Genomic DNA, 12326 nt, shown 5'->3' with positions numbered 1-12326 from the left:
TTTTATGTTTTCTCAGAGATGTGGGGGAGAAAATCATGCCCAGTCCTTATATTCCTGATTGGCTTGCTCGGCGCGCTCAATTTTCTCCAGAAAAAGTCGCCATTGTCGATACGATTACCCAACGTCATTTTACTTATGCCCAATGGAATGCTCAAGCCAATTGTACCGCTCATTTTATTCAACATTTGGGTGTGCGTTCGGGAGATCGAATTGCAATTTTAGCCAGTAATTCTATGGCTTATTTAGATATTTGGTTTGCCTGTAATAAATTGGGAAGCATTTTACAAGCCTTAAATTGGCGATTAACGGCTTATGAATTATCTAGCATTATTCGTGAAGCAGAGCCGAAAATTTTATTTTATTCTAAAGCATTTAAAACCACTATTGAACGCCTTTATAAAGAATTACCTGATATTAAACAGTGGATAGCGTTAGAAGAAAAAGCGCGACCCCAAGATATTTTATTTCATACTCGTGAAAATTATCCCACAACGCCCTTAGAATCGCCGCATTGTCGCCCAGATGATACTTGGGTTATTTGTTATACTGGAGGAACGACGGGTTTACCTAAGGGCGCAATGCTCAGTTATCGCGCCATTCAAACCAATGCCATTAACACATTAATTAGCTGGAACATTACCGAAAATGATGTGGCTATTTTAAATGCGCCATTATTTCATACGGGCGGTTTAAATGTGTTTACTTCTCCTTTAGTTTATGTGGGCGGTAGCAGTTTATTATGCCAGCAATTTAATGTGGAACAGACTTTTGATTTAATTGAATCGGGTGGTGCGACTTTATTTTTTGGTGTGCCGACCATGTTTATTTTAATGCAGCAACATCCGCGTTGGGAAAAAGCGGATTTTAGTCGTTTAAAAATGGTGATTAGTGGGGGTGCGCCTTGTCCTTTACCCGTTTTTGAAAAATTTTGGGAAAAAGGGATTGATTTTAAAACAGGCTATGGTTTGACCGAGGCAGGCCCCAACACTTTTTTTCTTCCCCCTGCTGATGTGAGACGTAAACCCGGTGCGGTGGGCTTTCCGTTGTTTCACATCGAGATTCAGTTGCGCAATGGCGAAGGACAAATTTGCCATACAGATGAGATTGGTGAATTACTGATTCGGGGTGAGCATGTGTTTAATGGGTATTGGTGTAATCCAGAAGCGACACACAAAGCCATGCCGGATGGTTGGCTGCATACGGGGGATTTGGCGATTCGGGATGAAGAAGGTTATTACACCATTGTGGGACGTTCTAAAGAAATGATTATTTCTGGGGGAGAAAATATTTATCCTGCCGAAATAGAAAGTGTTTTATACGGTCATCCAAAAATTGCTGAAGCCGCAGTCATTGGCGTGCCTGATGATAAATGGGGTGAAGTGGTTTGTGCTTTTATTGTGTTGCGAGATTATTTATTAACCGAATCAGCATTGCGTGAATATTGTAGCGAGCGTTTAGCCGCTTATAAAATGCCTAAATTTTTCCGTTTTGTCGATGAATTGCCAAAAACAGGTGCGGGCAAATTAGATAAATCCCTTTTGAAAAAACAGTATTAAATGTGAGCTATTTTAAGGAGCATCCTAAATGTCTAATGATCTTATTGAGCAGCGCGTTAAATTGCTGATGACCCGCGCCGTACAGCATGAACGTAAGTTTGTTGAAGTAGAAAGACAATTAGCTGAATTAAATCGAGTTTTGGCACAACACTCGGCGGCGTTGGCACAATTGGATCAAACTGCCCACACGTTAAAACCTTTGTTTGAATTGTCAGAATCTCAAGCGGCTGAGTTATCCGATGAACAATTGCATCAATTGCAATGTTTAATTAACAGCGAATTAAGCCGCCGTCAAGCCAGAGAGCGTTTTCGTTTAGGTTATTTACACGAATAATGTTTATTTTCCCGTCATTAAAAGCGGTTATTTATCCCTATAAAGAGAGCCTGTTATGACACAAACCGCCCTTTCTTTTTTAGAACGATTGCGTTTGGCTTTTTCAATTTTATTTAACCGTGAATTAGCCACACAAATTTACTCGCAATTATCCCCAGAGAAAAAGTCTTTATCTGAGATTGAATCTGCTCCCGAATCTCAAGTGGAATATTCAGAAGAAAAAGCAACCATTGCCCCCATTGAAGAAACTGATCCACGTTCGGCGTTGCAACTGCTGGCTTTGTTGCAGCAAGAAGCGCGTTTTCTTGATTTTATTCATGAAGATATACAAGCCTTTTCTGATGCGGACATTGGTGCCGCGGCGCGAGTGGTGCATGAAGGCAGTCGAAAAGTTATACAACAACATTTGTCTTTACAGCCTGTGCGCAGCGAAAATGAAATGTCACGAATTACTGTTCCTGAAGGTTTCGATGCCAGTAAATTACGTTTAACGGGCAAATTATTGGGACAAGCACCGTTTACAGGGACGCTTATTCATTGTGGTTGGTATGCGGCGGAGGTGCGTTTACCTAAATTGGTAGCGGATCACGATTGTCGTGTCATTGCGCCTGCGGAGGTGGAATTGTGAGTGCGCGTTACAGTATCGGTATTGATTTAGGTACGACACATTGTGTACTTTCTTATGTGGATTTAACCCAGTCTGAACGGGAAAAAGTTTTACAAAAAGTCTTTCCTATTTCCCAGTTGACCGCGCCCGGCACGCTGGATGATGTGACGGTATTGGGATCGTTTTTGTATTTGCCTCATGACAGCGAATTTGCCGCAAATGATTTAACGCTACCGTGGAATGAGAAAAATCAACGCGTAACGGGAGAATTTGCCCGCAGTCGTGGAATTCAAACGCCGATCCGTTTGGTTTCTAGTGCGAAAAGTTGGTTGTGTCACAGTGGAGTCGATTGTCGTCAGGCGTTTTTGCCGTTGGACGCGCCTAGCGAAGTGTCGCCCGTGTCGCCTTTGGAAGCTACAACGGCTTATTTATCGTATTTGCGCGAGGCATGGAATCATAAAAACCCCGACAATCCCATTGAAAAACAAGAAGTTATTATTACTATTCCCGCTTCTTTCGATCCTGCTGCGCGTGATTTAACCGTCGTCGCAGCCAAAGACGCGGGCTTGTCTCAAGCGATTTTGTTGGAAGAACCCCAAGCTGCGTTATACAGTTGGATTCAAGCCAGCGAAGGACAATGGCGTAAACAAGTGTGCGTGGGCGAAGTGATTTTAGTGGTTGATATGGGCGGCGGTACGACAGATTTGTCGCTGATCGCCGTGACGGAACAAGACGGCGATTTGGTGTTAAATCGCGTGGCGGTGGGCGATCATATTTTATTAGGTGGTGACAATATGGATTTGGCATTGGCTTATGTGTTAAAAGCCAAATTAGCGGCCGAAGGAAAATCATTAGAAAATTGGCAAATTCAAGGCTTAACTCATGCGTGTCGCGTGGCAAAAGAACAGTTATTAAGTGATGCGGAATTAAACACCATTCCCATTGTTGTTCCCAGCCGAACCTCTAAGTTAATTGGTGGCAGTTTGCGCACGGAATTAACCCGTGAGGAAGTCATTAATGTGTTGGTAAATGGCTTTTTTCCTCAAGTTGAAGTCACGGATAAACCACAGCAACGACCTAGAGCGGCTTTAACTAAAATTAGTTTGCCTTACGCCCAAGACCCTGCGGTGACGCGTCATTTAGCGGCTTTTCTCACGCGCCAAATTCAAGCGACAGCGGAATTATCAGGTTTTAACTTACCCGAAGGCGCACGTTTTTTACATCCTACGGCGGTATTGTTTAACGGTGGAGTATTTCAATCTGAATTACTGGCACAGCGGGTAGAAACGGTGATTAATCAATGGTTAGCCAGTGATAATGCGCCGCCTGTGCGTATTTTGCAGGGAATTGATTTGGAATTGGCAGTGGGACGTGGGGCGGCTTATTACGGTTATGTGCGACAAGGGCATGGTGTGCGCATTCGGGGCGGTTTGGCGAGTGCTTATTATGTCGGGATTGAGGGCGCAATGCCTGCGGTACCGGGCATGGAGCCGCCTTTGGAAGCCTTGTGTGTCGCGCCTTTTGGGATGGAAGAAGGCACGGAGGCGCGTTTGCCTGATCAGGAATTTGGTTTAGTGGTCGGGGAATCGGTGCGGTTTCGTTTTTTCGGTTCATCTGTGCGGCGGGAGGATCAGGTCGGCACGCTGTTGGAAACGTGGGCTGATGCTGAATTGGTGGAATTAGAAGCCATTGAAGCCACGTTGCCTGCTGATGAGTATCAGCCCGGTGACATTGTCCCCGTGCGCTTACACGCGGCAGTGACCGAAGTTGGCACGCTGCGTTTAGAAGCCGTTCCCCGTCAAGGTCAATCGCGTTGGCAGGTGGAATTGAATGTGCGGGAACGGGAAAAATAATTTTTATTCCTGCGTTTTATGATACCCACTTTTTTTATTACTTTCACCTCGCTGATCCCAAAAAAACCCCGCTCCGAAAAAAATCCAGAGCAGGGTTTTTACCTAATTTAAAGCCGATTTAAACCTGCTTTTAATCCTTAGAATTAAGCAGTTTTTGCCAGCCGTCTGCGGTGGGGATCATGAGATCGAAACTGCCGGGGACTTCGACATAATAGCCTTTTGCTCCCGTGCGTCCTTGATGAATCACGGATAAATCACGAATGGTTGATAGAATACCTTGACGATGAATTAAATCCGCACTTAATGCGTTCACCACTTCTTTTAAAAAACCACCCGCATCATAACCGTAATCTTTTAATTCGCCACTCATGCTAATCACGGCCGCATTTTTACCTTGAAAATCTTCATGAGTATAGAAAGAATCCGCACCCACCCAAGTCATATTAGGGCGTTTATTCATCACGGTTTGTAAATTCGCCGCCATACCAACATGAAAAACAACGGGAGCTTGCAAGGCATCAAGTCCCGCTAACGCGGTATCTATGCTGTCGGCAACGCTGCTGTCATAAGAAAAAGCTCCCATTAATTGCGCATGAACAATGGGCTGATTCTCGGCATTTAAACCGCCGTTTTCTTGTAAACGAATACTGTCATCAATGTCATGCAACAACACATAATCATACGCATCAAACGCATACGCCGCTGAACTGGTACGCGTATCCAATAAAATCGCATAACCCACTTGCTGTTGATTGCTTTCTGCATAGGCATTAACTGTGTTAAAAACCAACTTGCCTTGTTGCAAATTGTCAGGGGCTAACACCACGACATTGTCGATATTAACCAATTGCGTACTCGTTCCCGTACAGGAAATGACGACGGGTGGATTTTCTAATTCGTACTTGGTTAAAGCGAGCGTTTGTCCTGTGGTAGCCGTAACGACCGCGACTACATTGGGATCATCGGCGTAACCCGGCACCGTTTCTGTTCCAAAAAAGAGATCAGTTAATTTTTTACTGTCGTTGACATCGACCCAAACGGTCTCCAGACGCAACTGGGGAAAATCCGCAAACGCTTCTTGTAAACCTGCCTGTAATTGCGTGCCAGTACGGGTATTTTCGGGTAAAAACGCCACGACTTTATTGTCAATTAACACATGTTCGATATTAGAATAACGACTTTCCCCACTGGCGTTGTACGCAGTTATCCACAGAGAATAAGACGATCCATTCGGTAATGCTGCACTGGCTTCGCTTTGTTTACCCAGATCAATGTTCTGCGATTCCGCCAACGAACCATAAGGCGCAAAATACAAACGATAGCCTTCAGCCGTCGGCAAGTCGTCCCAAGCGATTTTTATTTGTAAGCCTTCTCTTTCTACCAAGAGCGCAGGAGCAGTCGGAGGCAGCGCGTAAACACTCACGCTTAACCCACATAATAATACGGGAAATCCCCGATTTAAAAACCATTTAATCATAATTCTGTACCTAAAAAGTGGCTGTGAGCCAATCGTAATTAGTAATCGGATGCGCCGCTGATGGTTGCGCTGTCGGTTTGGCCGTTTTCTTTGAAAATTAATACATCAAAAAACTGAGACGGATCCGCTACGTTAAATCCTTTGTCTCCCGTGCGCCCTAAGATTTGCACTGTTTTGGCGATGTCTAACCATTGAGCGCGAGTGGTGGCGTTTTGACTGATGTATTGCTTTTTGACTTCGGCAATAAACAAACCCGCATCCTGCGCATAGAAATAGGACGCTGAACGCGGAATGCCCCCTGGCCCTTCGCGGCCTGAACCAGCTAAGCGAATGATTTCTAAACCATTAAAGCCTTTTTCAGTGGGAATTTCTTCTACGCCATCTCCCGCATACCAGCGCGCAGCGACTTGCGCATTGCCACCGCGGGCAGCATCAGTTAAGTCTAAAAAGCCCGCATCCATGCCCATGTACACCACCGCATCCAGCGATTGCGTGGCAAGAGTTTGTAACACTTTAGCCGCGTTCACGGTTTTTTGACTGGCATCCAGCAATAAGTGATCGTGTAACGCAATGCCCATCACCCAATGCGGGGTTTCTTGTTCTAAAATCTTTTCATTCAGATAGTTAAAAATAAAGTTTTCGTATAAATCCGCGCCATAGGCATCAGGTTCATACACCACGGCAAAACGTCCTGTTTTAACGCCTTCTTTCAAGCGTTTATAAATCGCATTGGCTTGGCTGATGTTGGACGGTGCCATGCGTAACATGTTGTCTGCAATGGTTAATTGAGAAGAAGTGGCGGTTAAACTGATCACCAATAATTCTTTATTGGCCGCGTCATCGGCGGCTAAACGACAAGCCACCGAATTAATACACACCAGCGTCAAGACATCAGGATTGTGGGTTAATTCAGGAATACGATTTAAGTCCAATTCAATCTCAAGTGTTTGTCCGTTATCTAAGGGATAACTCAGTTGTTCTGGGTTAAAGGTTTGTGATAAGGCCGTCACTAAGCCTTCGGCCGCTGCCAATTGCGACGGGGTTTTCATGTTGGATACGAGAACAATTTTATTGGCCGCGTAACTCAGCGCAGGCAGTAAACAGGCGATGAAAAGTAATCCGCCCGTGAGCCATTTTAGCGATTGACGAAATACATAAGGGGATGTGCGCATTCACGCTCTCCTATTAAAAAGTAAAAATAAAGAGGAATTTGGATATGAATCTATTTTGCGTTTTGATACAAAGCTTGATAAATGGTTTTTAACATTTCCCGATCCGTTTCCTGTTGTAACTGAGTTTGTAGCGCAGTGAGGGCTTCTGGATGGGTATGTCGATGTTGACCCAAAAACTGAATCATGTCTGCCCGTATATCACTGTTGGATTCTTCTGTGAGATGTTGGGCGATGGTGCTGATGGTTTGCGTATCAGGAGCTTGTTTTTCCGTGCGAATCGTCAGAGATTCAAAGGCTTGGCGACGAACGCGATCTTCCACTTCTTGCGTGCTGGACTGTAACAAGGCTTGATAACTGGCCGCATCATTGAACGTCCGCAAGGCTTGCACCGCTGCGCCGCGAATACGAGAACTCTCGGCTTGCAAATACGGTTCAATGATGGGATACATCTCATCAGCTCCCGCATTGCCTAAACCCAACAGCGTGTAGAATTGTTCAGGATTGCCTTCTGGCGATTGCTGTAACAATTGGGCTAATTGTTGGCGAATTTGCCACGCTTCCGCACTTGCGCCCCCGTTATCCAGCGTCGCACTTAAACGCCCTAAAGCCAATAATGCGGTGTCATACTCAGAGGCGCGATTTTCTACCCGTTGCCACAAGCCTTGGGTTAAGCTCGGATCGGGTTTGACAATTCCACCCGCAGACACCGTGGCTTGTGCCACTTGTAAATGGGCTTCGGGACGCGAGTCATTGATCAGTTCCAATAAAGCGCGTTGTGCAGGTAAATGGCCAGCGCGTTCTAAGGCCGCGATCACGGTCATGGTGATGCCGTTATCGTACACATTCTCCCGCAGTAAACGAGACAGTTCTAAAGCAGAGTCAGGATAAGCCCGCAAATAATCCGTTAATTGCTCCCCATAAGTCAGCCAAGCATCTTCATCTTGCGAAGCCACTAAGCTGTCGAACAAGGCATTAACCGATACGCCCGCGAATTTTTCCCGTAACCGATCCAAACGCATAGATTCCAACACAGAAACCGGCCCCGCACTCGGCACAGTCATGGCGGCCAAACGTTTTAGCATGTCTACGGCATCGTCTGGCATTTGCCATATATCCAAATGGGCATCTTGTATGGCAGTGATTTTTTCTACTGTAAATTGGGTTTTACTTTCGGAAAAAGTGCCGTATTGGGCAGAAAAAACCACGTGTTCTTGTGCAGCAACACGGGATAATCCTGATGGGCTTAACTCGATTTTTGTTTCTGATTCAAGTACTTCTGCTTTTAAAGCAATCCCTTGCAACGATTCGCCTAGAGAATCACTGAGTTGTTCATAAGCGATTTTGCGTTTATGTACGGTATTGGGTTCTGACCAGCGATAATGTGCCGTATAACTTCCAGAGGCGTGAGATTCGACGCTGTCCCATTCTGCTGGAGCCTGCGTTATTCCGTCTGACAACACCAGTTGTAATGGGGAAATGGACTCCGTTAATGCCGTTTGTTCTTCGCTTTCGCTCATGTAAGCAGGAAAATGAAAGCCCGAAAACGTCCCCAATGGCGATAAGGCCACCACAAAAAAACGCCCGTATAACTGCGCCAATTCAGGCACCACTTGATCACCATGTCGTACTGTCAGATCGGACAATTGAAATCCCACATAAACAGGTTCATCTGCGTTTGACTTAAAGCGTCGCACATTCAATGTTCCCTGCATTATCAATGGGATAAGTTGCCATTGCGCCTGATCGCCCGCGCCTAGACTGGGATTCAAACGAATTTGACTGTCTAATTGATAGCGGTAAGTGTGGCGCGGTTCGCTACTCGGCCAGTGAAACTGCGGCAGTGAAACCGTCGAATTGTCGGTTAATGCTGGCGTTTTTTCTTCTACAACAGGCGTAAGCGGTGCTTGTGTTTCAAGCGAAGAATCAACGGACGGAGTCGGCAATTTCCATAAAATCACTAATCCCACCCCCCCAATCACCAATCCCAACAGTAAAACAATCCAAGTTACAGTATTTTTCATGGGCTACCCATTGTGTCAACATCGAAAAAACCAGAGAAAAATCACGATCTCACGATCTGGGGACAGTCTCTCGACTCTCCCCATATCTTCACTGCTTTAACGCTTAATTACGCGGAACAACCCAATCAAACTGTTGTCCTTCGCGCAAGCGCACGAGAACCGCCACCAGATCATCATTGAGATAATGCTTGTTACCCGGTGATCCCATTGTGGGAAAAGCGACTTGTTCTCCCTTGTTGATACGAATACCAATCACATTGCCTCTTTCAATTTTGCCAGATGAAGTTAAGAATTGCGCCAAGTAAACATCAAAATCACCCAAAGCCGCCCACGCTTTCAGAGAACTGGCTTGATTTCTTTTCACTTGGAAATCAGGACGGCCGCCGTCTTTCATTTCAACGCCATTCAGCGTACAGCCTTTAGTTCCTTCATAATTGATGTGTTCCCACAAACAAATGCCTGCGCCCCAGGGTTCTGTGTTGGGTGGAACGAGTGAATTGACATTTTGCGTTGTTGCGCCTTCAATTCTCGGCAGAGCTTTGCGTAAAACAATAGAACTGATGTGGTCGTTCAAATTCATGTGAGGATGACTGGCACCGAAATTAGCATGCTGCTCTTCGCCATGCGTCACATAAATCATTTGGTCGCCTGTATAGTCCCCATGTTCAAAAGTACGCACTTCGATACCAAAATCAGGACTACCCCATAATTTTATGGAACTAATTTGGTCGTTAAATTCTTTCACTCCCGCCGCTAAGGGGAAATTGACAGAGCCATCTCCGATGTCTTTAGGAAGAGGGAGACATAAAGATTTACCTTGAAAATCAAGATTTTGATAAAAACACGCCCACGGTGTTTCATTATCAGGCCGCGTTTGTTGGGGAGTGTCTGTAAACTTAAATTCAGGCAATTTAGGCTCTTCGTTTTTGGCCGTGCCATCAACATCGCTCTTGTTGGATTGACCGTCTAACTTGAGTTCGTATAGCGTTGTTTTTTTGCTAAAACTTTCCCATTTCACGATATTTGTCGATGATTTTCTGGTTTCAAATTCAGGAAACAGTCTTTTCCACACCAACATAGGATAAGTGACAAAGGCTTCGACTTTTCCACTGGGGCCTTGTAAATCATTCACTAAGGCAAATCGAAGACTTTTACCGCTCTCCAATCCTGCCACAATGGGCAAATCGGCATCTACACCGAGTACATTTTTAATCAATGTCAATTCAGCCTCAACGCCCGCCGAAGTAATGACAAAATCAACCGCTGCACTGGCACTCACGCCCACAGAAGGCGCAGGTCCCACTCCCGCAGCAAATAACACCACTTGGCTGGTTTCATTCAGTCTAATTCCGACCGCGCCTGCTAATTCTAATTTGCCAACGGCTTCCAGTGATAAAGTCAACGGCACCCAACCGACAAAAAAGATTTTCTTGTAACCCTTTTTATGTTCCAACTTCGGCACTAAACCGCCAATTTTGGCACTGAGCAAATTCCCTTTCACTTTTGACTGACTGCCTACGTCAATCATGGTCATGCTTTTTAAATCTTTTTCAGAAGGCGGAGTCGGTGCTTTTTTCGCTTCATCGGCCGTTAATTCACGGAATTTATTAGGCGCGCTGGCATCATAAACAAAATCTTTAATGTAAAGCGCAATTTCTTTGTTAATGGCTTTAATATCAAAGTGGAAATGTAGAGGATGTTCATCTTCAATAATAAAATAAGCGTCGCTGCTTAATAAGGTAAAATCAATGGTAAAAATAGTCGGTTTCACTGATCCATCTGCGGTGACAGCCGCGCCTGTGCGGGGAATTGGTTCAGGGTCTGATTCCTTTTCTTTTTTTGGTTTGTAGTGATAAATCAAGGCTTGACCGTTTACGCCAAACTCAATCCCTGCCACACGACCACCGAATGTTTTAGCATATTCGCGGCCAAATTTCATCCCAATATTATTTCTAGGGGTGCGACGTTCGCTGCGCGTTGCGGGCGGTAAATCCACTAAAGCCACTTGTGCCAAAGCCACGCCCACATTTGCGGTATTCGACGAATTCAATAAAGTCGTGCGAATGGTAAATGATTGCGGTTGGGTTAATTGTGGGCGTAATGTTTCAATTAAGTCGTCGGGTAATTTCAGTTCTAAATACAAACTGGTTTCGACATCGGTATAGACTTTGGAGACCCGCAGCCCTTCTGCAAAATCCCCCAATTCCGAATTCCACACCAACAACGATTCACACGCCACGCCGACATCCAAGCAGAAACTAAGCGGTAAATCTTCGCGCTCAAGCAGGGTAGGCGCGATGTGCAGCGTCATACCAATTAAGCCTTCTTCGTAATCCACCTCAGACAAGGTCAGTTCGCCCGTGTCTTCTGCGGCGCGTCGCCGAGCGGTGCGTTCGGCTTCGGCTTCGGGTAAAAAAGCGATGGGCGTATCGACTTCAACATTGACCGTTAAAGGCAAATTTTCAGGATCAATTTGACTGAGATCAGTGGCTTGAATCCATTCGACATTAGAATAAGCCCCGTTTCCATCGGCATTATAGGCGGACACCGCAACGTAAAACGCCGCGCCATCCCACAGCGTTTTAGAAATCGACGTAGCCAGACCTAAATCGACGCTGGTGATGTCGCCGCCATCGGGATAATTGGCAAAAAAGAGCCGATAGCCTGTTGCCTCCGCCAGCGGAGACCACGACAAAGTGGCTTCTAAGCCTTGTGTTTCGGCATGAAGTTGAGGGGCGGGCGGCGGCGCAGCATACGCCACAGCACACGACACCACTCCCGCCAAGCCGAGCAAGGCAGAATAAAGGGATTTGTGTTGTTTCATGAGCAAACCTATTGCTTATTGAGATTTTTTAAATATTAGTGCTAATTTATTGATTTTATTTACTGAATTTTTGGCCAAAAAAGCGCGTTTCGCGTTATTTCTTAGAATTTTAAAATCCTTAGAAAATGCGCCAAATTTCTTTAATTAAAATCAAGAATTAGTGTGCAAACGTCGTAGTTTATTATCGTATTTTTTATAATGACAAAGGCAGGCGGTTGTTCTAAGCGAGATGAGTAAACTCACTTTTTAACCGTGGACTAAGATAGCAGTTACACTCCTGTGGGATAAAAAAACGTAAACTGATGGTAATGCAAAAAACCATCTAAGTCGCCGATTAGCCTACTCTAGGCATAAAATAAAAGCAAGAAATTTTAGTAGAGCAATTCTCAATATAATCCCCTACCCAATCACTTTTACATTTAACACCCTGTTTTTAAAAAAGAAAAAACCGTCATCGAATCTTTACAGAATCAATAACGGTT

General features: G+C 45.1%; 8 protein-coding genes. 4 read left to right on the top strand and 4 right to left on the bottom strand.

Annotated elements, in window-relative coordinates:
* Positions 1–35: 35 nt before the first annotated feature.
* From TPSD3_RS03710 to TPSD3_RS03695, 4 genes are read left to right on the top strand one after another with little or no spacing between them, the layout of a single operon-like run.
* Positions 36–1556 (top strand): acyl-CoA synthetase, encoded by a 1521-nt coding sequence (locus tag TPSD3_RS03710; RefSeq protein WP_086487235.1) that lies wholly within the window; start codon positions 36–38, stop codon positions 1554–1556.
* A gap of 28 nt (positions 1557–1584) precedes the next feature.
* Positions 1585–1890 (top strand): hypothetical protein, encoded by a 306-nt coding sequence (locus TPSD3_RS03705; RefSeq protein WP_086487234.1) that lies wholly within the window; start codon positions 1585–1587, stop codon positions 1888–1890.
* Positions 1891–1945: 55 nt separating this feature from the next.
* The gene (locus tag TPSD3_RS03700) at positions 1946–2518 is read left to right on the top strand and encodes a DUF2760 domain-containing protein (RefSeq protein WP_086487233.1); all 573 of its coding nucleotides are present in this window, start codon (positions 1946–1948) and stop codon (positions 2516–2518) included.
* Positions 2515–4350: an Hsp70 family protein gene (locus tag TPSD3_RS03695; protein ID WP_217884359.1), complete on the top strand. Its 1836-nt coding sequence runs from the start codon at positions 2515–2517 to the stop codon at positions 4348–4350. The genes TPSD3_RS03700 and TPSD3_RS03695 overlap by 4 nt, the downstream gene beginning before the upstream one ends.
* A gap of 130 nt (positions 4351–4480) precedes the next feature.
* Here TPSD3_RS03695 and TPSD3_RS03690 read toward each other — a convergent pair whose 3' ends face one another.
* The 4 genes from TPSD3_RS03690 to TPSD3_RS03675 all read right to left on the bottom strand — a co-directional run bounded on the left by TPSD3_RS03690 (position 4481) and on the right by TPSD3_RS03675 (position 11844).
* The gene (locus TPSD3_RS03690) at positions 4481–5827 is read right to left on the bottom strand and encodes a fibronectin type III domain-containing protein (protein WP_086487232.1); all 1347 of its coding nucleotides are present in this window, start codon (positions 5825–5827) and stop codon (positions 4481–4483) included.
* Between the two features lie 38 nt (positions 5828–5865).
* Positions 5866–6999 (bottom strand): ABC transporter substrate-binding protein, encoded by a 1134-nt coding sequence (locus TPSD3_RS03685; RefSeq protein WP_086487231.1) that lies wholly within the window; start codon positions 6997–6999, stop codon positions 5866–5868.
* A 50-nt stretch (positions 7000–7049) separates the two neighbouring features.
* Positions 7050–9020: a HEAT repeat domain-containing protein gene (locus TPSD3_RS03680; protein WP_086487230.1), complete on the bottom strand. Its 1971-nt coding sequence runs from the start codon at positions 9018–9020 to the stop codon at positions 7050–7052.
* Positions 9021–9123: 103 nt separating this feature from the next.
* Complete coding sequence (locus TPSD3_RS03675) at positions 9124–11844, bottom strand: hypothetical protein (protein WP_086487229.1); 2721 nt, start codon at positions 11842–11844, stop codon at positions 9124–9126.
* Positions 11845–12326: the final 482 nt, after the last annotated feature.

This window comes from Thioflexithrix psekupsensis, assembly GCF_002149925.1.
GTDB lineage: Bacteria > Pseudomonadota > Gammaproteobacteria > Beggiatoales > Beggiatoaceae > Thioflexithrix > Thioflexithrix psekupsensis.
This window is presented reverse-complemented; position numbering and strand designations above follow the sequence as displayed.

Coding starts and splice junctions, on each gene's coding strand:
- TPSD3_RS03690 (WP_086487232.1), bottom strand. CDS start 5,827: ATGATTAAATGGTTTTTAAATCGGGGATTTCCCGTATTATTATGTGGG.
- TPSD3_RS03700 (WP_086487233.1), top strand. CDS start 1,946: ATGACACAAACCGCCCTTTCTTTTTTAGAACGATTGCGTTTGGCTTTT.
- TPSD3_RS03710 (WP_086487235.1), top strand. CDS start 36: ATGCCCAGTCCTTATATTCCTGATTGGCTTGCTCGGCGCGCTCAATTT.
- TPSD3_RS03675 (WP_086487229.1), bottom strand. CDS start 11,844: ATGAAACAACACAAATCCCTTTATTCTGCCTTGCTCGGCTTGGCGGGA.
- TPSD3_RS03680 (WP_086487230.1), bottom strand. CDS start 9,020: ATGAAAAATACTGTAACTTGGATTGTTTTACTGTTGGGATTGGTGATT.
- TPSD3_RS03705 (WP_086487234.1), top strand. CDS start 1,585: ATGTCTAATGATCTTATTGAGCAGCGCGTTAAATTGCTGATGACCCGC.
- TPSD3_RS03685 (WP_086487231.1), bottom strand. CDS start 6,999: ATGCGCACATCCCCTTATGTATTTCGTCAATCGCTAAAATGGCTCACG.